At 74.8% G+C, this 18943-nt stretch carries 18 protein-coding genes and 1 riboswitch; of the genes, 7 read left to right on the forward strand and 11 right to left on the reverse strand.

From position 1 onward, the window contains the following. Nucleotides 1-352 precede the first annotated feature (352 nt). Nucleotides 353-1684 (forward strand): RNA polymerase sigma factor, encoded by a 1332-nt coding sequence (locus tag ACI793_RS13740; RefSeq protein ID WP_456606934.1) that lies wholly within the window; start codon nt 353-355, stop codon nt 1682-1684. Nucleotides 1685-1825: 141 nt separating this feature from the next. Here ACI793_RS13740 and ACI793_RS13745 read toward each other — a convergent pair whose 3' ends face one another. The 3 genes from ACI793_RS13745 to ACI793_RS13755 all read right to left on the reverse strand — a co-directional run bounded on the left by ACI793_RS13745 (nt 1826) and on the right by ACI793_RS13755 (nt 5506). Next, nucleotides 1826-2911 (reverse strand): hypothetical protein, encoded by a 1086-nt coding sequence (locus ACI793_RS13745; RefSeq protein ID WP_456606935.1) that lies wholly within the window; start codon nt 2909-2911, stop codon nt 1826-1828. Continuing rightward, on the reverse strand, nt 2908-3402 hold the full coding sequence (locus ACI793_RS13750) for a SigE family RNA polymerase sigma factor (RefSeq protein WP_456606936.1): 495 nt from the start codon (nt 3400-3402) through the stop codon (nt 2908-2910). Before ACI793_RS13750 ends, ACI793_RS13745 begins: the two co-directional genes overlap by 4 nt. A gap of 259 nt (nt 3403-3661) precedes the next feature. Continuing rightward, entirely contained in the window at nt 3662-5506 is a 1845-nt protein-coding gene (locus ACI793_RS13755; RefSeq protein WP_456606937.1) for a phosphoenolpyruvate carboxykinase (GTP), read from the reverse strand. Nucleotides 5507-5783: 277 nt separating this feature from the next. Here ACI793_RS13755 and ACI793_RS13760 point away from each other — a divergent pair, with 277 nt between their 5' ends. The 4 genes from ACI793_RS13760 to ACI793_RS13775 all read left to right on the forward strand — a co-directional run bounded on the left by ACI793_RS13760 (nt 5784) and on the right by ACI793_RS13775 (nt 10184). Further along, nucleotides 5784-6641, forward strand: coding sequence for an SGNH/GDSL hydrolase family protein (locus ACI793_RS13760; RefSeq protein WP_456606938.1), 858 nt, complete (start codon nt 5784-5786; stop codon nt 6639-6641). A 257-nt stretch (nt 6642-6898) separates the two neighbouring features. Next, nucleotides 6899-7062, forward strand: a riboswitch (cyclic di-AMP (ydaO/yuaA leader). A gap of 216 nt (nt 7063-7278) precedes the next feature. Further along, entirely contained in the window at nt 7279-8481 is a 1203-nt protein-coding gene (locus ACI793_RS13765) for a hypothetical protein (RefSeq protein WP_456606939.1), read from the forward strand. A 351-nt stretch (nt 8482-8832) separates the two neighbouring features. Then, nucleotides 8833-9729 (forward strand): hypothetical protein, encoded by an 897-nt coding sequence (locus ACI793_RS13770; RefSeq protein ID WP_456606940.1) that lies wholly within the window; start codon nt 8833-8835, stop codon nt 9727-9729. Between the two features lie 131 nt (nt 9730-9860). Then, on the forward strand, nt 9861-10184 hold the full coding sequence (locus ACI793_RS13775) for a hypothetical protein (RefSeq protein ID WP_456606941.1): 324 nt from the start codon (nt 9861-9863) through the stop codon (nt 10182-10184). 35 nt (nt 10185-10219) lie between these two features. On the opposite strand, the gene ACI793_RS13780 is transcribed toward ACI793_RS13775, so the two are convergent. The 4 genes from ACI793_RS13780 to ACI793_RS13795 form a co-directional block, all read right to left on the reverse strand. After that, nucleotides 10220-11191: an NADPH:quinone oxidoreductase family protein gene (locus ACI793_RS13780; protein ID WP_456606942.1), complete on the reverse strand. Its 972-nt coding sequence runs from the start codon at nt 11189-11191 to the stop codon at nt 10220-10222. Nucleotides 11192-11268: 77 nt separating this feature from the next. Next, nucleotides 11269-12138: a siderophore-interacting protein gene (locus ACI793_RS13785; protein WP_456606943.1), complete on the reverse strand. Its 870-nt coding sequence runs from the start codon at nt 12136-12138 to the stop codon at nt 11269-11271. Between the two features lie 112 nt (nt 12139-12250). Further along, complete coding sequence (locus ACI793_RS13790; protein WP_456606944.1) at nt 12251-12613, reverse strand: DUF1330 domain-containing protein; 363 nt, start codon at nt 12611-12613, stop codon at nt 12251-12253. Nucleotides 12614-12663: 50 nt separating this feature from the next. After that, on the reverse strand, nt 12664-12855 hold the full coding sequence (locus tag ACI793_RS13795) for a hypothetical protein (protein ID WP_456606945.1): 192 nt from the start codon (nt 12853-12855) through the stop codon (nt 12664-12666). 95 nt (nt 12856-12950) lie between these two features. On the opposite strand from ACI793_RS13795, the gene ACI793_RS13800 reads away from it, so the two are divergent. Then, nucleotides 12951-14606, forward strand: coding sequence for a bifunctional 3'-5' exonuclease/DNA polymerase (locus tag ACI793_RS13800; RefSeq protein WP_456606946.1), 1656 nt, complete (start codon nt 12951-12953; stop codon nt 14604-14606). Between the two features lie 6 nt (nt 14607-14612). Here ACI793_RS13800 and ACI793_RS13805 read toward each other — a convergent pair whose 3' ends face one another. Continuing rightward, nucleotides 14613-14963: an ArsC/Spx/MgsR family protein gene (locus ACI793_RS13805; protein ID WP_456606947.1), complete on the reverse strand. Its 351-nt coding sequence runs from the start codon at nt 14961-14963 to the stop codon at nt 14613-14615. Between the two features lie 101 nt (nt 14964-15064). On the opposite strand from ACI793_RS13805, the gene ACI793_RS13810 reads away from it, so the two are divergent. Continuing rightward, nucleotides 15065-15889, forward strand: coding sequence for a TSUP family transporter (locus ACI793_RS13810; RefSeq protein ID WP_456606948.1), 825 nt, complete (start codon nt 15065-15067; stop codon nt 15887-15889). A gap of 27 nt (nt 15890-15916) precedes the next feature. Here the strand turns inward: ACI793_RS13810 and ACI793_RS13815 are convergent, their stop codons facing one another. The 3 genes from ACI793_RS13815 to ACI793_RS13825 all read right to left on the reverse strand — a co-directional run bounded on the left by ACI793_RS13815 (nt 15917) and on the right by ACI793_RS13825 (nt 18915). Beyond that, entirely contained in the window at nt 15917-16195 is a 279-nt protein-coding gene (locus ACI793_RS13815) for a YciI-like protein (protein WP_456606949.1), read from the reverse strand. Nucleotides 16196-16232: 37 nt separating this feature from the next. Further along, nucleotides 16233-18041 (reverse strand): helicase-related protein, encoded by a 1809-nt coding sequence (locus ACI793_RS13820; RefSeq protein ID WP_456606950.1) that lies wholly within the window; start codon nt 18039-18041, stop codon nt 16233-16235. Between the two features lie 196 nt (nt 18042-18237). Next, nucleotides 18238-18915 (reverse strand): M23 family metallopeptidase, encoded by a 678-nt coding sequence (locus ACI793_RS13825; RefSeq protein ID WP_456606951.1) that lies wholly within the window; start codon nt 18913-18915, stop codon nt 18238-18240. Nucleotides 18916-18943: the final 28 nt, after the last annotated feature.

The following is an 18943-nucleotide window of genomic DNA, read 5'->3' on the forward strand; positions in this document are numbered from 1 at the left end:
GGCGGCCATAGGACGTCCTCCCCCACGCCCACCCGCGGGCGGGGCGCCGCCGCCCCGCCGGCGGAGCACTCGCCGGTGTGTCCGCCACCGGCCCCAGAGGGGCTGCGTGCCCCGGGGAGAGCGGCCGGAACCCACCCCGACGGGGCGGCTCGGAGCGGAGGCCGTCGGCATCGACGGCCAGGGAGGGCTAAAATGGCATGTCGTCCCCGGTGACGCGCCGATCTGGCCGCCATCGCAGGACATTCGCCCCCCACCCTCAGCGCGTGCCGGCTCCCCGTCGCGCACGTGCCGGCCTCTCCGCTAGGACTGCAGGTTCTCGCGACGCCGTCCGACACCGTCACGAGAGGCGACGATGACCGCGACCGACATCGCCCAGCCGGCCCCCAACGGGACGGACGACCCCAGCACTTCGCCCGCCACCACCGCCACGCCCAAGGCCCGGGCCAAGGCTGCGCCCAAGGCCAAGGCCGCACCCAAGTCCGCTCCGAAGGCCGCACCCAAGGCCGAGGCAGCGGCCAAGGGGAAGGCGGGCACCGCCGCCGCGACCGACGACGACGCGCCCGTCCTCGACGACGCGCTCGAGACGGCCGCCCCCAGCGAGGCCGTCACCATCGCCCCCGCCGAGGTGGAGGAGGACGACGACACCGACGCGCCCGAGGCCGACGGCGAGGCCGCTGCCGGCGCCGCCGGCACCGGCTTCGAGTGGGAGGACGAGGAGGAGTCGCTGGCCCTCCGGAAGGCCCGCAAGGACGCGGAGATGACCGCGTCCACGGACGCCGTCCGCGCCTACCTCAAGCTCATCGGCCGGGTGAAGCTCCTCACCGCCGAGGAGGAGGTCGACCTGGCCAAGCGGATCGAGGCCGGGCTCTACGCCAGCCACAAGCTCGCCGACGCCGCGGCCGCGGGGGAGACCCTGCCGATCGCGCGCCGGCGCGAGCTCACCTGGGTCACCCGGGACGGCGAGCGCGCCAAGGACCACCTGCTGGAGGCCAACCTCCGCCTCGTCGTGTCGCTGGCCAAGCGCTACACCGGCCGCGGCATGGCCTTCCTGGACCTGATCCAGGAGGGCAACATGGGCCTGATCCGCGCGGTCGAGAAGTTCGACTACACCAAGGGCTTCAAGTTCTCCACGTACGCGACGTGGTGGATCCGGCAGGCGATCACCCGCGCGATGGCCGACCAGGCGCGCACCATCCGCATCCCGGTGCACATGGTCGAGGTGATCAACAAGCTCGGCCGCATCCAGCGCGAGATGTCGCAGTCCCTCGGCCGCGAGCCCACCCCGGAGGAGCTGGCCAAGGAGCTCGACCTCACGCCCGAGAAGGTGCTGGAGATCCAGCAGTACGCCCGGGAGCCGATCAGCCTCGACCAGACCATCGGCGACGAGGGCGACAGCCAGCTCGGCGACTTCATCGAGGACTCCGAGGCGGTCGTGGCCGTCGACGCGGTCAGCTTCGGGCTGATGCAGGACCAGCTGCTGAGCGTGCTGCAGACGCTGTCGGAGCGCGAGGCCGGCGTCGTCCGGCTGCGGTTCGGCCTGACCGACGGCCAGCCGCGGACGCTGGACGAGATCGGCCGCGTCTACGGGGTGACCCGCGAGCGCATCCGGCAGATCGAGTCCAAGACCATGAGCAAGCTGCGCCACCCCAGCCGCTCCCAGGTGCTGCGCGACTATCTCGACTGAGCAACGCCGGACGAAGGGCCCCGACCAGCCGGTCGGGGCCTTCGTCGTCAACGGCCCCGTCGTGTGCGCGCTCGTGCGGACGGACGTCGTCTGCGGCGCCCGGGAGACCGCGCTGAGGCGCATGCGGGCGCCGGAGGCCAGTCAGTCGGTGGCGGCGGCCCACTCCGCGGCGGTCTGCTCGTCGTAGTAGCGGGTGAAACCGCAGCCCTGGCCGATGAGGCCCCGGCCCACGATGTCGCTCACGTCCCCGGAGACGAGCAGGCGGGTGCCGACGCCGTAGGTCTCGATGCTCCCGCCTTCCGGCGTCGACAGGTAGGGCAGCTCCTCCATGTGGAGGGTCACCCTCTCGCCGGTGCCGCCCCGGTACCAGGCGTGCACCCGGAAGGTGACCGAGTAGAAGGAGTCGGCCTCGGTCTCTCCCGGCAGCCGGGGGAAGCGCTGCTCCCCGATCCCGGTGACGGTGCCGTCCAGCGCGAAGTCGCGCTGACCCACGAGGGCGGGCGAGTACTCGGGGCAGCTCACGGCCCTGGTGGCCGGCAGCGCGCCGGCCGGCGTCTCACCGGCGGCCACGGCGGCCCACTCGGCGGCGGTCGCATCGTCGTAGTAGCGGGTGGAGCCGCAGGAGAAGCCGAAGTGAGCGACGTCCTCGGTCGTCGGCGCGTCCGGCACCTTCGCGGTCTCGACGACCTGACCCGACACGAGCAGCCGGGTATCGATTCCGTAGGACCTCACGTCCGAGGTCTGGGACGTGGCGTCCGGGCGGGCGAGCAGCACCTCCACCGTCTCGCCGGAGCCGCCGTGGTACCAGGTGTGCACCCGGAAGGTGACGCCCGCGTACCGGCTGGGCCGCCCGGGTCCGGCGTCGTCACCCAACTCGATCGCCGTGACGGTGCCGTCGAGGGCGAAGGCGCCCTCCTGGGTCAGGTCGGCGGCGAGCCGGGCCGGCGAGTACCCCGAGGAGCAGTCCTCGCCCGCGCCGCCGGGGAGCTCGCCGACGCCCGTGGGTGCGGCTGCGGGGGAGGAGCCGGCGCCCAGGGGACCCCAGACGACCGCGCTCCCTCCGGCGACCACCACGGCCGCGATCAGCCCCGTCGCCGCGGTCGCCCGGACGCGACGGCGCCGCCGCACCCTGTGCAGGGTGAGGGCGGCCAGGCCACCCGGGTCGGGTGCGCGAGCGGCGTCGGCGGCGAAGAGCTCGCGCAGCTGCCGCTCGGTCGGGCTGGTCATGGCGCCTCCTGGACGGACTCGACGACGGCGGTGGAGCGGAGACCGGCCAGGGCCCGCGAGGCGGTCGCCCGCACCGCGCTCTGGCTGACCCCCATGGCGTCGGCGATCGCGGCGTCGTCGAGGTCGGCGTAGTACCGCAGCACCAGCACGGTGCGCGCCCGTGGCGCCAGGCCGGCGAGCAATGTGCGCATCTGCTCCCGCGCCTCCAGGGCGTCCCCGGGTCCGGCGGCCCGATCGATCGAGGCGTCCACCAGTTCGGCCGGGTGCTCGGTGCTCGAGCGGCGGCGTCGCCAGCTCAGGTGCGCGTTGACCAGCATCCGGCGCACGTACGCGGCCGGGTCCTGGGCCGCCGTCACCCTCCGCCAGTGCCGGTAGGCGTCGGCCAGCGCCGTCTGCGTCAGGTCCTCGGCGAGGTGCCGGTCCCCGGTCAGCACGAACGCCAGCCGCAGCAGGGACGCCCCCTGTGCGGCCACGAACTGCTCGAACGTCACGCCCTGCTCCCGTCAGTGGTCTCCACCCGGTATGACGCATCGGGCACCGCCGGACGCTGCACGCCGTGGACGCGGATCCTGCCGGGTCGACCGATCGGCATCCGCTCATCGGGCGTCGTCGGTGCGTCGCGCCCGCCAGGGCCCCGAGGAGCACGAGGAACACCCGCACCGTGCGGCATCGGGGCACACGCGAACGAAGGCCCCGACCAATAGGTCGGGGCCTTCGTCGTCGTTCAGGAGGGACAGCGCCCCCCGCGGATCACTCGGCCTGGGCGTCCAGGGCCTCGGAGACGCGGCGGTGGGCTCCCCAGATCTCCTCGGGCATGTCGCGGAACAGCGAGAGGTGCTGCTCGCGGTGCGCCATCTCCTGCTGCCAGCGCGGGACGTCGATCGACAGGATCGTCTCCAGGTCGTCCTGGCGGAGGTCCTCCATGCCCTCGAGCTGCAGCTCCTCCTTGGTCGGGACGATGCCGACCGGGGTCTGCCGGCCGGTGACCTCGCCGTTGCGCAGCTGCATGAGCCACAGCAGCGGGCGGAGGTTGTCCCGGTACCCCGGCCACAGGAAGCGGCCGTCCTCGCCCCGCTGGAACCAGTTCACGTGGGCGAAGACCGGCTGGTCCTTGGCGGCACCGATGATCTTCATCCAGTGCGCGGCGTACGCGCCCTCGGAGTAGGCCATGAATGGGCGCATCGACATCGGGTCGTACCGCAGGACGCCCTCGGTGCCCTCGGCGGCGAAGGTCGCCTCCGCGCCCAGCGTCAGGCCGTCGTAGACGCCCTCGGCGAGGTCGGTGATCGCGCGGATCAGCGGCTCGCGGTCACGGGTGCGCCCGCCGAAGATGATCGCGTCGACCGGCACGCCCTTCGGGTTCTCGTAGTCGGGCGCGATGTTCGGGATGTTGGCCAGCGTGGTGGTGAACCGGCTGTTCGGGTGGGCCCAGGGCGCGTCCTTCTCCGCCTCGGAGCGCTCCGAGATCAGCTCGCCCTTCCAGTCGCGCCAGCCGGTGACGTCGGCGGGCGGGTTCTTGCTCTTGCCCTCCCACCAGACGTCCTGCGTCTGCTCGTTGTAGGCGACGTTGGTGAAGATCGTCCCGGTGCCCTCGGCGATCGCCTCGACCGCCGTGGGGTTGGTGACCTCGTTGGTGTCCTTGGCGACCCCGAAGGCACCGAACTCGGGGTTGATCGCGTAGACGCGGCCGTCCTCGGGGTCGACCCACAGCCAGGCGATGTCGTCGCCGTAGAAGTGCACCTGGTAACGGTCACCGAGGGCGTCGGGCGCCAGGATCATGGCCAGGTTCGTCTTGCCCGACGCGCTCGGCATGCCACCGCAGATGTGGTACGTGCGGCCGGTCTGCTTGTCGGTGATGCCGAGCAGCAGGAACTGCTCGGCGAGGAACTTGCCCGAGGCCCAGCCGTCGTAGGTCGCCTGGCGCAGGCCGTGGGCGATCTTGCCCAGCAGCGCGTTGCCGCCGTAGGACGAGCCGTAGTGCAGGATCGTGCGCTCGTCGGCGATGGTGACGAAGTAGCGCTGGTCGTCCGCGGTGCCCTGGCCCAGGTTGTCCAGGTCGCCGGTGACGTGCACGCCGCGGACGAAGTAGTCCGGGTCGGCGAGCTCGTTGACGTACTGCACGCCCACCCGCGCCATGCGGATCATGTGCAGCACGACCGTGCGGGTGTCCGTGAGCTCGACGCCGGTGGCGTAGGGCTGCAGCGGGGAGCCGGGCGGGGCCATCACGTAGGGGACGACGTACATCGTCTTGCCCGCGGACTTGCCGGCCATCCGCTCCTCGAGCATCGGCCGCATCTCCGACGCCGGGCGCCAGTTGTTGTACTCGCCCTTGTCGTCGGGGTCGTTCGTCGCGACGACCGTGCGCTCCTCGGAGCGCGCCGTGTCCTTCGGGTGGCTGCGGGAGTAGTAGCGACCCTTCCCGGCCGGCAGGAGCTCACCCGCGTCGAGCGACTCCTGGATCAGCCGCGCGTCGTCGGAGGCGTTGATGACCTCCACGCGCTCGGCGCCGGTGTGCTGTGCCCAGTGCTTCACGTAGGACCGGACGGCTTCGTTCGTCAGTCCGGCTTCGTCCAGTACCGCATCTATGGCAGTCACGAGGATCCTCTCCATCCGCTACGACCCACCTTCTCGTCCCGGGCACGATCCAGCCACCGCGCCACTCTGCGAGGGAGTGGTGTGGACCCCTGATCGGGAAATCGTTCGGTGATGGTGTCAGGCGTGTTACCGCTGATGTACGCCGGGAGGCCTCCGGACCGCCCACGGACATCCGGAAGGGGTACGTCCCACGCTCGCCGGTGTGACGGGCGTAACTCCGGGATCGGGCCGTCGTTGTCCCGTGCGGCCTGTCCACGCCCCCCTCCGGAGCTGCTCCGTGCGCCGTCTCGCCGCCGTCCTGTCGGCCCTGTTCGTATCCCTCGTGCTGGTCGCGCCACCGGTGCAGGCGCACGGCGGGAACGGCCCGGTCCGCTACGTCGCGCTGGGCGACTCCTACAGCGCGGCGTCCGGCGTCCTGCCGGCCGACCTCACCGCCCCGCCGCAGTGCCTGCGCTCGACGGCCAACTACCCGCACGTCATCGCCGCGGCCACCGGTGCCCGGCTCACCGACGTCACGTGCGGGGGCGCGGACACCGGTGACTACCTCGCCGCCCAGTACCCGGGGGTGGCGCCGCAGCTGGACGCGGTCACCCGCGACACGCAGGTGATCACGATGACCATCGGCGGCAACGACAGCGGCGTGTTCATCGACTCGATCACCCGCTGCGGCGCAGCGGGGCTCTCCACGCTGGGCCGGGGGAGCCCGTGCCGCGACCGGTACGGCTCCTCCTTCGAGGACACCATCCGCAGCACCACGTACCCGTCGCTGGTCCAGGTGCTCCGGGCGGTGCGGACCAAGGCCCCGCGCGCCGAGGTCGCGATCCTCGGCTACCCGTCGATCCTGCCGGCCACCGGCGGCTGCTTCCCGCAGATGCCCGTCGCGGAGGGCGACGTCCCGTACCTGCGGGGCGTGCAGGCCACGCTGAACGACGCCATCCGCCGGGCGGCCAAAGCCACGGGCGTGACCTACGTGGACATGAGCCGGGTGTCGGAGGGGCACGACGCCTGCCAGCCGCTCGGGGTCCGCTGGGTGGAGCCGGTCGTCGGAGGCACCAACCCGGTGGTCGTGCACCCCAACGCCCTGGGCGAGGCGCGGATGGCGTCCCAGGCGATGACGGTCCTGCGCCGCCTCTGAGCCCGGCCGGCGCACACCGGCGCTCGGAGCCGGCGGCCGGACCCCGGCGCTCCTATCCGGCCGCTGGTTCCCGTCGCGCTCCAGGGGCACCGGAGGGCGGGGAGAGCTGGTTCCGCCCCTCCCGGCCGGGTGCAGACGGGCCGCGACGGGCGCCCGGCTCGTCGATCGGGGCGACGACCTGGCCATTTGTCACGGATGCATAACGGTGCCTACCGTCATGGTGTCCGCCGGTCGCCACGTCCCCCTCCCGGGGAGTTCGGCGGACGCCGCTGAGTCGCCGTCGTCCCCGTGGGGCGCCGGTGAGCCGGGGACCCACCGCAGCACTGGGGTGAATCGCGCACCGGGCACGTGTCCGTTGCGCGTAGGGCACTTCTGAGCCCGAATCCGTCAGCTAACCCGGTAAGCGGATCGGAAGAACGGAGAGCCGCCGGATGGCGCGCCCCTGCACCGCCGCTGGACCTGCCCGCACCCACCACCGACGGCGGGTCCACCCGCACGGCTGAGCCGCGCCCACCGCTCCTACGCACGTCCGCCTGCAGGCGCGCGTGCCCGGAGTGCAGTCCCGCAGATCCCACTCGTGCAGCGCCGCGCCCCGTGCCGGGGTGTCGCTGCCCCACGTCTCGGAGCACCCGCACCCATGAACGTCCGCACCACGATCTCCGGCGCCCGCCGCCGGCACTCCTCCCCGCGCCGCCGTCGACCGGTCGGCGTGCGCACCGGCACCTACCTCGCGTCCGCCGCCGCGGGCCTCGTCCTGGCCACCGCGCTCATCGGCAGCGAGGTCGCCCCGCGGGCCGACGCGGTGGGCGCTGGTGCCGTGAGCGTCGAGCCGGCTCCCGCCCCCTCCGGGTCGGGAAGCGTCGCCGGGCAGCTCGGGATCGACGCCTCGACCGCCCCGGACGACGCGGCGGACCGGCTCGAGCCGCTCCAGGAGCTGGCCGCCAGCCGCAGCAGCCGGGACGACGCGGCGGCCGCTGCCGGTCTCGCCCAGGCCGCCGCGGACCAGGCCGCGCTGGACCAGCAGCGCGCCGAGGCGGAGGCCGCCGCCCGGCGCGCTGCCGAGGAGGCGGCCGGGATGAAGGCGGCGGCGGCGTTCGCCGCGGCCGAGGAGGCGGCCGGGATGAAGGCGGCGGCCGCGTTCGCCGCGGCCGAGGAGGCGGCCGGGATGAAGGCGGCGGCCGCGTTCGCCGCTGCGGAAGAGGCGGCCGGGATGAAGGCCGCCGCGGCGATCGCCGCTGCCGAGGAGGCGGCCGGGATGAAGGCCGCCGCCGCGTTCGCCGCTGCCGAGGAGGCGGCCGCCGCAGCGCCGCCGGCCGCACCTGTCGCTGCCCCGCCCGCTCCGCCCGCTCCGGTCGCGCCCCCCGCTCCTCGGGCTCCGGCACCGGCACCGCCGGCACCGCCCGCGGCCCGGGCGCCCGCACCGGCCGCTGCACCGGCACCGGCTGCCCTCCCGGCACCCGCCCCGGTCGCCGCACGCGCCGTCGCGCGGATCACCAACAACGCCGGAGCGATCCGGCCGCAGGTGCAGGCGGCGGCGAACGCCGTGGTCAGCAACGTGCCCGGCGCCGGCTCGATCACCCTCGGCGGTACGCGCGCCAGCGCGGCCGACCCCGGTGGCCACCCCTCCGGCCTCGCGCTCGACTACATGGTCCTGTCGAACCGCGCGCTCGGGAACGCCATCACCGCCTACCACATCGCCCACTGGGACGAGCTCGGCGTGGCCTACATCATCTGGGAGCAGCGCTACCTCAGCTCACCCGGTGGGGCCTGGAAGCAGATGGAGAACCGGGGCAGCGTGACGGCGAACCACTTCGACCACGTCCACGTCAACTACCGCTGACGCCGTACCGCCGTACCGCCGGCCGTCGCGCATCGCGACGGCCGGCGGTGCTCGGTCGCGCCGCCCCGAGCTGCCGGATGCCGGGAGCGTCCGGGTGCCCGGTGGTGAGGGGCGTGTCACGCCCGGACACGCCGTCGCCGATTGTCACGGATCCGTAACGGTGGTTACCGTGGCTGCGTCCGCCGGTCGACACGACCCCACCCCGGCACGCCCGGGCACCGGCTCTCCGGTGACCCCACCGGCGTCCCGGCTCACCGCGGAGCCGCAGCCCTCGCCGACCGCACACCCGTCGCAGCCCCACGTCGTCCCTGGTCGGACGCTGCTGCACGCACCTTCGGAGCACCCGCGCACATGCACTCCCGCACCACCGTCTCCCGCCGTTCGTCGACCTCTCATCGCCGTCCTCCGGCCGCCGTCCGCCGACCCGGCATCTACCTGGGAGTGGCCGCCGCCGGCGCGCTCCTGGTGAACCTGGCCGCCGGCACCGGCCCGGCAGCCCAGGCCGAGGCGGTGAGCACGGAGTCGGTCAGCGTGGCGCGTCAGCTCGGCATCGAGTCCACGCCCGCTCCGGAGGACGTGACGCGCGAGCTGGAGCCGCTGGCCGAGATCGCCGCCAGCCGCAGCGCCCGTGAGGACGCAGAGGTCGCAGCACTGCTCACCCAGGCCGAGGCCGATCAGGCGGTGCTCGACCAGCGGCGCGCCGAGGCGGACGCGGCAGCAGCCCAGGCGCAGGCCGAGGCCGAGGCCGAGGCCGCCGCGCGCCGGGCCGCCGAGGAGGCGGCCGCCGCCGAGCGCGCCGCCGATCAGCCGAGAGCTGCCGCGCGACCCGCGCCCTCGTCGCCGGCTGCCGCCGTGGCGCAGGCCGCCGGCTCGGTGGCCGCCACCGTCCGCGCCAGGATCAGCAACACCGCCGGCGCGATCAACCCCCGGGCGCAGGCGGCTGCCGACGCCGTCGTCAGCAACGTCCCGGGAGCCGGCTCGATCACGCTCGGAGGCACGCGCGCCAGCGCCGCCGATCCCGGCGGCCACCCCTCCGGCCTCGCGGTGGACTACATGGTGATGACGAACGCGGCGCTCGGCGACGCGATCGCGGCCTACCACGTGGCCCACTGGAACGAGCTCGGCGTGGACTACGTCATCTGGCAGCAGCGGATGCTCAGCTCGCCGGGCGGTTCCTGGAAGCAGATGGAGAACCGCGGCGGCGTGACGGCGAACCACTTCGACCACGTCCACGTGAACTACCGCTGACGCCTGCCGCGTCGGCGGGGGCCGACCCGCGCCGGGCGCGGCGCGGGCCGGCACTAGTGTCGACGACCCCGGGCGACCACCGCGTCACCGCTGTCGCCCTGATCCCGGAACCCGACCTGGAGGAACCAGCCGTGTCCACGACCGGTCGCGGACGGGGGAGCGGCGAGGGGGAATCGCCCCTGGCGCCACCCATCCCGTCCTTCGCCTCGCTGCGCGCGCCGCGCCGCAGCCATCCGGCCATGGACGTGCTGGCGCCGCCGCCGGCCGCACCGGAGCTCCCGCTCCCGCCGGTGCCGCCGCCGGTACGCGAGCGGCCCGTGGCGCCCGCGCCCCGGCCGGCCGAGTGGCCCGACCTGCTGCGGTTCGGGGTGCGGGCCGCGTCGGCCGCCCTGCGGCTGCCGGGCGTGCTGCTGTGCGAGCCTGCGCGGCGGCTGCGGCGACTCGTGGGGGAGTAGCGCCGCAGCCGGCTGCGGTGGGTCAGGCGGAGCGGTCAGCCGCGGACGCGGAGGAGGACCTTGCCCGCCGCGCGGCGCTCGTCGAGCTCGGTGACGGCCGCGACGACGTCCTCCAGCGGGTGCACGGTGCCCAGGACCGGGTCCAGCGCGCCGCTCTCGAGCAGGGGGTAGAGCTCCTGCCACTGCTCCTTCGGGAAGCCGGGGGCGCTGGTGGACCAGAAGGCACCCCAGCCCACGCCGACGACGGAGACGTTGTTGAGCAGGAGCCGGTTGACCTTGACCGTCGGGATCTCCCCGCCGGTGAAGCCGAGCACCAGGATCCGGCCCTCGCGACCGAGGCTGCGCAGTGAGTCGGTGAACCGGTCGCCACCGACCGGGTCGACCACGACGTCGACGCCGCGCCCGCCGGTCAGCTCCTTGACCGCGTCCCGGAAGCCGTCGGAGGGCACGATCTCGTCGGCGCCGGCGGCCCGGGCCACCTCGCCCTTGGCGTCGCTGGAGACGACGGCGAGCACGCGGGCTCCGTAGGCCTTCGCCAGCTGGACGGCGGCCGTCCCCAGACCACCGGCCGCGCCGTGGACCAGCACGGTCTCGCCCTCGCGGAGCTGGCCGCGGCGGCGCAGCGCGAAGTGCATCGTCAGGTAGTTCATCGGCAGGGCGGCGCCCTGCTCGAAGCTCGTGCCGTCCGGCAGCGCGAAGACCATGGACGGCGCCGCGGCGACCACCTCGGCGAAACCGCCCAGGGACGGGAACGCCGCCACCCGCTGCCCGGCGGTGACCCCGCTGCCCTCGGGGGCGGAGCGGACGACACCGGCCACCTCGCTGCCCGGGATGAACGGCAGCGGCGGCTTCATCTGGTACTCGCCGCGGCTCTGCAGGACCTCCGGGTACGTGACGCCGGCGGCGTGCACCTCGATGAGGACCTTGTCACCGGCCTCGGGCTCGGGGACGTCGACGACCTGGATGGCCCCGGGGCCGTCGAGGGTGGAGATCTGGGCGGCGCGCACGGGTCCTCCTGAGGTCGGTGGTCGGTCGACCCGAGCTTGTCAGACGGCCGGGCGCGGCCGGAGCCCCGGCCCGGGGCTCAGGCCCTGGCGGGCGCCTCCTCGGCCTCGATCGCGGCGTTCCACTCCTGCTTGGTGGTCTGCCAGCCGTCCTCGGTGTCCCCCCGCCGCCAGTAGCCGGAGATCGACGTCCACTCGGGAGCCAGGCCGTAGAGCCCGCGCAGGTGCCGGCGCAGCTCGCGGACGGCGTGGGCCTCGCCGTGCACGAACAGGTGCCCTCGGCCGGCCGGGAGCTCGGCGGCACGGACCGCGGCCACCAGGGCCTCGCCGGGGGCGGCGTCCCCGCGGTGCAGCCAGTGCAGTACGGCCCCCGCGGGCGGAGCCAGGTCGGTCAGCTCCTCCTCGGGCCCGGCCACCTCGACGAAGGCGAGGGCGCGCGCTCCGGCGGGGAGCCCCTCCAGGGCTGCCGCGATGGCGGGCAGGGCGGACTCGTCGCCGGCGAGCAGGTGCCAGTCGGCGTCCGGGTGCGGGCGGTAGGCGCCGCCGGGGCCGAGGAACTGGATCCGGTCGCCGGGTCGCGCGGCCGCGGCCCAGGGCCCGGCCACGCCCGCGTCGCCGTGGTGCACGAAGTCGATGGTGAGCTCACCGGAGGCGGCGTCCCACGCCCGCACGGTGTAGGTGCGGGTGACCGGCCACTGCTCCGGCGGCAGCTGCGCCCGCAGCTCGTCGACGTCGTAGGGCGCCTGGTACGTGGCGCCGGCCGGCGGCAGCTGCAGCTTCACGTAGTGGTCGGTGAACTCGCCGGCCGGGAAGCCGGCCAGCCCCTCGCCGCCGAGCACGACGCGGACCAGGTGCGGGGTGATGCGCGAGGTCCGCAGCACCTCGGCGACCCGTGCCGTCCGCCTGCGGGGCGGGCGGCCGTCGGGGCCACCCCGTCGTGCTTCGGTCATACCTGCTCCTCCGGAACGGTTCCAGGGGGCGGGACGGCCGTGCTCGGCGCGAGGTCGGGTGCCCCCTCGGGCGAACCCTAGCCCGAGGAGAAGGGGCGTGGTTAGGGTGCCCTCACCTGGGGACGGTGGCCTGCAGGACCGCCTCGGTCAGCGCCTGGGTGCGGAAGTGGGTGAACTGCTGGTACTCCGGGTCGGCCACCATCTTGCTGAACGCCTTGCGCGAGGGATAGCGGACCAGCAGCACCGCGTCCCACTCCTGCCCGGGCTCGGCGACCAGCGCGGTCGACCCGTCCCCGGCGTAGATCACCTCGGCGCCGTAGCGGGCGAGGAAGGTGGTCCGCAGCGCCGAGGAGTACTTCTCGTAGGTCTCCCGGCCGCCCTCGGCGTAGCGCAGCAGGTTGAGCATCACGACAGGTCCGCCCGGGTCCTCCTGCAGGTAACGCTTGAGGTCCGAGCCACGGGGATCGACAGCCATACCGCACGCTAACGGCCCGGCTGCTCCGCGGCGCACCACGGGGCAGCCGCTCAGGCGCGCTGCAACTGCCGGAGCGTCTGCACGACGTAGACGGCGGAGAGCACGAAGAACGCGCCGCCCAGGACCGCCCGCACCTGGTCGTCGCTGAACCCGGACGTCCGCGCGACCGGGCTCGCCACGGCGTCGGCGACCTTCGACCGCCAGCCCTGCAGGCCGGCCTTTCCCATCGAGATGGCATCCATGGTGCGGGCGTACCCCGGCCGCGCCGTCGTCAGGCCTCGATCGGGAGATCGGCCGACGTCCGCAGGCCGTCGGACCCGTCGACGACACTGCCGGGGTGAACCGGATCGTCCTCGTGCGCCGCGGCGAGGACGTCGAGGTCCAGGAGGGCGCGGGTCCCGTCCGGCTGCCGGCGCACGAGGTGCCGGGCCACGAGCTCCCGGCCTTCGTGGCCGACCGGGAGACGGCCGGACCGGTGCGCTGGGTCTGGGACGACACCACCCGCTGGTACCCGGCCCTGCTGGCGCACGGCGTCCGGGTCGCCCGGTGCACGGACCTGCGGTTGTGCCACGCGGTGCTGCGGCGGTCCCCGTTCGTCGACCAGGGGCTGCTCGCGGCCGACTCGACCCCGGGCTGGGACGCGCTGCAGCCGGTCACCGCGGTCGACCCCGCGCTCTTCCCCTTGGCCGACCCGGCCGACCTGCTCGACCCGGTCGCCGAGCACGACCGGCAGCAGGCGGCGCTGGCCGCCTCGCCGGAGCGGGGCCGGCTCGGCCTCCTGCTCGCGGCCGAGTCCTCGGGAGCGCTCGTCGCGGCCGAGATGACCCACGCGGGTCTGCCGTGGCGGGCCGACGTCCACGACCGGCTGCTCACCGAGCTGCTCGGCCCGCGGCCGGCCGGCGGCCGGCGGCCGGTCGTGCTGGAGCGGCTGGCCGGCGAGGTGCGGACGGCGCTGGGCGCGCCGGGGCTCAACCCCGACTCGCCGGGCGATCTGCTGCGGGCCCTCAGGGCGGCCGGCCTGCCGGTGACCGACACCCGCTCGTGGACGCTGGAGCAGCTCGAGCACCCCGCGATGCCGGCGCTGCTGGAGTACCGCAAGCTCGCCCGGCTGATGACGGCCAACGGCTGGGCGTGGCTGGACACCTGGGTGCACGAGGGCAGGTTCCGCTCGCACTTCGTGCCCGGCGGCGTGGTCACCGGCCGGTGGTCGTCCAACGGTGGGGGAGCGCTGTCGATGCCCACGCAGGTGCGGCCGGCCGCGATCGCCGACGAGGGATGGCGCTTCGTCGTCGCCGACGTCGCCCAGCTCGAGCCCCGGGTGCTGGCCGGGATGAGCCACGACTCGGCGATGGCCGACGCCGCCCGGGGCACCGACCTGTACCAGGGCATCGTCGCGGCCGGAGTGGTCGCGACGCGCGCCGAGGCCAAGGTCGGGATGCTCGGCGCGCTCTACGGCGCCACCCGCGGCGAGAGCGGGCGCATGATGCCGCGGCTCACCCAGCGGTACCCGCGGGCCATCGGCCTGGTCGAGGACGCCGCGCGGGCGGGGGAGCGCGGTGAGGTGGTGCGCACGCTGCTCGGCCGGGGCTCGCCGCTCCCGACCGCAGGCTGGGTCGAGCGCTCCGCCGATCTGGGGGAGGCACCCGACGAGGGCGGGCCGCGGGAGGACCGGAACCGGCAGAGCCGCGCCTGGGGCCGGTTCACCCGCAATTTCGTCGTCCAGGGCACGGCGGCGGAGTGGGCGCTGTGCTGGCTGGCCGACCTGCGCAACCGGCTGTGGGCGCTGGGGGAGGGCCCGCTGCACGAGCGGCCGCACCTGGTCTTCTTCCTGCACGACGAGGTCGTCGTGCACACCCCCGCGCACCTGGCCGACGGCGTCGGCGAGGCGGTGCGGCAGGCCGCGGCGCAGTCGGGCCGGCTGCTGTTCGGCGAGTTCCCGATCGACTTCCCGCTGGACGTCGACGTCGTCCGCTCGTGGGCCGACGCCTCCTGACCGGGGTCAGGCCCCGGTGATCCGGAGCAGCGTCTCCTCGTCGCGGGCGATCCAGGCGCGCCCGTCGTCGGCCAGCAGGATCGGCCGCTGGATCAGCTGCGGGTGCTCGACCAGCAGGCGGATCCAGACGCCGGGCTCGCGCGGCAGGTCGCGTACGCCGAGCTCGCGGGCCAGCGGGTCGCCCGTGCGGGTGATGTCCCAGGGCTCGAGCCCCAGCGCGGCGAGGGTTGCCCGGAGTTCGGCCCCGGTCGGCGGATCGTCGAGGTAGCGGCGCACCGTGTACCGGATCCCGGCCCGGTCGAGCCGGTCGCGGGCGGCTCGGGACTTCGAGCACGAGGGGTTGGACCAGACCTCCACACGCCCACCCTAGGGCGGTGCGCGGGGCACCCCGGCCGTCGTGGTGGAGTGGTCGCCGCCTGCGCACCCACCGGGACGGGACGGCAGCCGGGAGGAGAGGCATGAGCGAGCTGCTCGCGGTGGACGTGCTGCCGGACGGACTGAGCGTCGCGACCCTCGTGTTCGTGCTGCTGGCCGGGCTCACCGCCGGCTTCATCGACGCCGTCGTCGGGGGTGGCGGGCTCGTGCAGCTGCCCGCGCTGCTGCTGGTGCCGGGCATCAGCCCGGTGCAGGCGCTGGCGACCAACAAGCTGGGCTCGATCTTCGGCACCACGACCAGCGCGATCACCTACTACCGCCGCGTCCACCCCGACCTGCGCACCGCGCTGCCCATGGCGGCGATCGCGCTGGTCGGCAGCTTCTGCGGCGCCTCGATCGCCGCGCTGCTGCCGGCCAGCGTCTTCAAGCCGATCATCGTCGTCGCGCTGATCGGCATCGGGGCGTTCACGCTGCTGCGACCCTCGCTGGGCGACGTCACCGCGCTCCGGCACTCCGGCCGGCGACACCACGGGACGGCGGCCGTCATCGGCGCGGTCATCGGCTTCTACGACGGCATCCTCGGGCCCGGCACGGGGTCGTTCCTCGTCTTCGCCATGGTGTCGCTGCTGGGCTACGCGTTCCTCCAGGCCAGCGCCAAGGCCAAGATCGTCAACTTTGCCACCAACCTGGGCGCGCTACTCTTCTTCGTGCCGCACGGTGCCGTCTACTGGGGCCTCGGGCTGGCGCTCGGGGCGGCCAACATGGCCGGTGGCTACCTCGGGGCGCGCACCGCGGCCGCCCGGGGCAGCGGCTTCATCCGCGTCGCGTTCCTCGTCGTCGTCAGCGTGCTGGTCGTGCGCGTCGGCTGGGACGTCTGGACGGAGAACATCCGGCCTCGGCTGGAGTGATCGGCCCCGCGGCGTGCCCGGCCGGGGCTACCGCGAGCCGCCCACGACGACGTTCCACTCCCGGATCGTCCAGCCGGTGACGAGGCCCTGGACGACGTACGGGTCCTGCTCGACGAACCGCTCCACGGCCTCCCGCGGCGCGGTCCAGACCAGCAGCGCCCGGTCGAAGGGATCGGGCAGGGCGCCGGCGAGCAGCAGCTCGCCCCGCTCGTGCGCCGCGCGGGCCAGGTCGAGGTGCTCCTCGCGCAGGGCGCCGCGGCGCTCGAGGTAGTCCGGGGCGAGGGCGTACTCCAGGAGCAGGTGCATCGCGCCATCGTCCCGCACCGCCGGGCGGCCCGGCGGGTCAGCCCCGGCGGGAGCGCCCGCGAGGTCCGCCCTGGCGGCCACCGAGCGCGCGGCCGGCGGCCCGGCCGGCCGCCCGCTGCCCCCCGGCGGGACGGCGGCTGCGGTCCCCGCCGGACCGGCCGGCCGGGGCGCTGCAGGGCCGGCAGGTGGTGAACCAGGGTGCGATCGCCGAGCCGCAGCCGGTGCACTTGCCCGACCGGCCCAGGGCGATCGCGTCGGGGAGCAGTTCGGTGATCATCTCCGCGCACTCCTCCTCGACCCAGGCGGCGTCGTCGCTGTCCAGCCCGCCCACACCGGGGAACTGGCGCAGCAGGGTCTGGGCGTCGCGGGCCGCGGCGGCCGCCTGCTCGTACTCCTCGACCGTGCCGCCGCGGGGGACGTCGGGAAGCACGGTCTCCGGCTGCACGGGCAGGCCGACGGCGTGCTCGAGGGCCGCGCGGGCGAGCACCAGCCAGCGGGTGCGCCGCGGCGGGTTGTAGTCGATGGCCAGGTTGACCAGCCGCCAGACCGTCTCCAGGTCGCCGGCCGCGCCGAGCGGGCCGCGCAGCAGCGGGAGCAGGGCGTGCACCCGCAGCACGAGGCTGGTGACGTCGTCGGCGGTCATCGCCTGGTCGCGGGTGGCGGCGCGGGCCCACGCCATCCAGCGCACCAGCGCCTCCGGCAGGTCGACGGCCTCGATCGCGCCGAGGTCCTCGAGCTCCGGCCGCAGTCGCGGCGCGCGCTTGGGCAGGTCGCTCATCTCGTCACCGCGGGCCACCGCGGCGCCGTTCGCGACGAGCGCCCCGACGGGCTTGAGCCCGCTGACGCCGATCAGGATGCCGACGGCGCCGTGGCCGGTGAGCCCGTAGCGGCCGGCCCGCCCGGCGATCTGCGCGGCCTCCCAGGTGCGCAGCGGGCGCACCTCCTGGCCGTCGAACTTGGAGGTCTCGGCGAACAGCACGGTGGTGGCGGGAACGTTGATGCCGTGGCCGATCACGTCGGTGGTGACCAGCACGTCGAGCTCGCCGTCGGTGAACCGCTGGATCACCTCGCGCCGGGTGGCCGGGGGCAGGGCGCCGTAGAGCACGCCGACCTTGCCGGGGCGGTGCTGGTCCAGCTCGGCCGCCGCCGCGTACACGGCCTTGCGGGAGAAGGCGACGACGAGGGTCTGCGGGCGGACGGCGTCGGCCCGGACCGGCGCGCGGAGCACGTCGAGCCGCGACAGCCGCTTGTGGTTGACGACCTCGACGTGCTCGGCGTCGGAGACCAGGGGCTTGAGCACCAGATAGGCCTCCGCGGCCGCGATCAGGTGCATCGTCCGGTACTCACCGGTGAGCAGCAGCCGCGCCCAGTGGTGGCCGCGGTCGGGGTCGGTCACCCAGTGGGCCTCGTCGAGGACCAGCATCTCGCCGCGCGGCGGCGCCTTCTCGACGGTGCAGCAGACGATGGGCGCGAAGGGGTCGATCTCCTCCTCGCCCGTCGACAGGCCGACCGTGCCCTCGGGCAGGAGCGCGGAGAGCTTCTCGTAGGCCTCGTGCGCGAGCTGGCGCAGCGGTGCGGCGTAGACCCCGGAGCCGGCGGCGGCCAGCGCCTGCAGCGACTCGTAGGTCTTGCCGGAGTTGGTGGGGCCGAGGTGGAAGACGACGTCCTCGGGCCGGGTGGTGCGGACCGGCAGCGCGGGCTCGGCGCCCTCGACCCAGCTCTGCTGGGCCAGCTTCTCGGCGCGGGCGGCCACGCGGTCGGCGTCGCGGGCCGCGGTCTGGCGGCCGGCGGAGCGCTCGCGGCGGCGGGCTGTCTGCGGCGGGGGAGTGGATCGGATCTCGGGCAAGCAGTGTCCTTCGAAAGGCTTCGTCTGGAGGCGGGGTCGACGCCGTCGCAGGCGGACCGTCGCACCGGACAACAGCGGAACAGGCGCGTTCATGCCCGGGGCCGGAGGTCCCCGGCCCTCACGGACGGCGTCCATTGTCCACTGCCGGGTGCTTCGAGCTGCGCAGCACCCGTTCCTCGGCGGGGCCGCACCGCGCTCAGAGGGGCTCCACGACCTCGGACTCACCGGGGACCCCGCGTGCCACCTCGACCGGCCGCCCGCCGGAGCGGGGCCGGACGCGGTAGGAACGGAACTCCAGCGGGAGGCCGGACGCGCGCGACGCGTCGGCGGCATCCATGACCTGCAGGTGTACGTGCGGCTGCGTGGAGTTGCCCGAGTTGCCGCACGCCCCGAGCTGCTCGCCCTCCGCCACCCGCCGGCCCGGGGCCACGGCCACCGAGCCGCGCCGGAGGTGGGCGAGCAGCGCGAACCCGGCGCCGTCGGCAAGCTCGAGGACGACGTGGTTGCCGGCGATGGCGGGCGGCCCGCCGCGGATCCGGCCGGCCTGGGTGAGCGCGTACGGCACCAGCGCGAGCTGCGACCGCCGCGCCTCGTGGTCGGGCTCCCCGTCCAGGACCGCCACCACGGTCCCCGCGGCCGGCGCGAGGACCGGCTGCCCGAACCCGACGAACCGCTCGGGCGGCTCGGTGGCCAGCAGCGCCCGCCAGTCGCGGACGTGCGCCGTCCGCCGTCCCTCGACGGCGACGAAGTCGATCGCGTACGTGGTGGCGAACAGCCGGGTGCCGTGGCTCGGGACGCGGCGCGCCGGGCTGTTCCGGGCCAGCCAGGTCCCGCGGAACGGCAGGGCGAGCGACACCGCCCCGGGTGGGGACATCCCGGCCTCCTGCCGTGTCCGCGGGTCC

Source organism: Blastococcus sp. SYSU DS0617 (assembly GCF_054051075.1).

What these genes read in the sequence shown, in the direction of transcription:
- ACI793_RS13790 (WP_456606944.1), bottom strand. Translation starts at nt 12,613, where the DNA reads ATGGCTGTCGATCCCCGTGGCTCGGACCTCAAGCGTTACCTGCAGGAG.
- ACI793_RS13785 (WP_456606943.1), bottom strand. Translation starts at nt 12,138, where the DNA reads ATGACCGAAGCACGACGGGGTGGCCCCGACGGCCGCCCGCCCCGCAGG.
- ACI793_RS13765 (WP_456606939.1), top strand. Translation starts at nt 7,279, where the DNA reads ATGAACGTCCGCACCACGATCTCCGGCGCCCGCCGCCGGCACTCCTCC.
- ACI793_RS13770 (WP_456606940.1), top strand. Translation starts at nt 8,833, where the DNA reads ATGCACTCCCGCACCACCGTCTCCCGCCGTTCGTCGACCTCTCATCGC.
- ACI793_RS13795 (WP_456606945.1), bottom strand. Translation starts at nt 12,855, where the DNA reads ATGGATGCCATCTCGATGGGAAAGGCCGGCCTGCAGGGCTGGCGGTCG.
- ACI793_RS13745 (WP_456606935.1), bottom strand. Translation starts at nt 2,911, where the DNA reads ATGACCAGCCCGACCGAGCGGCAGCTGCGCGAGCTCTTCGCCGCCGAC.
- ACI793_RS13825 (WP_456606951.1), bottom strand. Translation starts at nt 18,915, where the DNA reads ATGTCCCCACCCGGGGCGGTGTCGCTCGCCCTGCCGTTCCGCGGGACC.
- ACI793_RS13740 (WP_456606934.1), top strand. Translation starts at nt 353, where the DNA reads ATGACCGCGACCGACATCGCCCAGCCGGCCCCCAACGGGACGGACGAC.
- ACI793_RS13810 (WP_456606948.1), top strand. Translation starts at nt 15,065, where the DNA reads ATGAGCGAGCTGCTCGCGGTGGACGTGCTGCCGGACGGACTGAGCGTC.
- ACI793_RS13815 (WP_456606949.1), bottom strand. Translation starts at nt 16,195, where the DNA reads ATGCACCTGCTCCTGGAGTACGCCCTCGCCCCGGACTACCTCGAGCGC.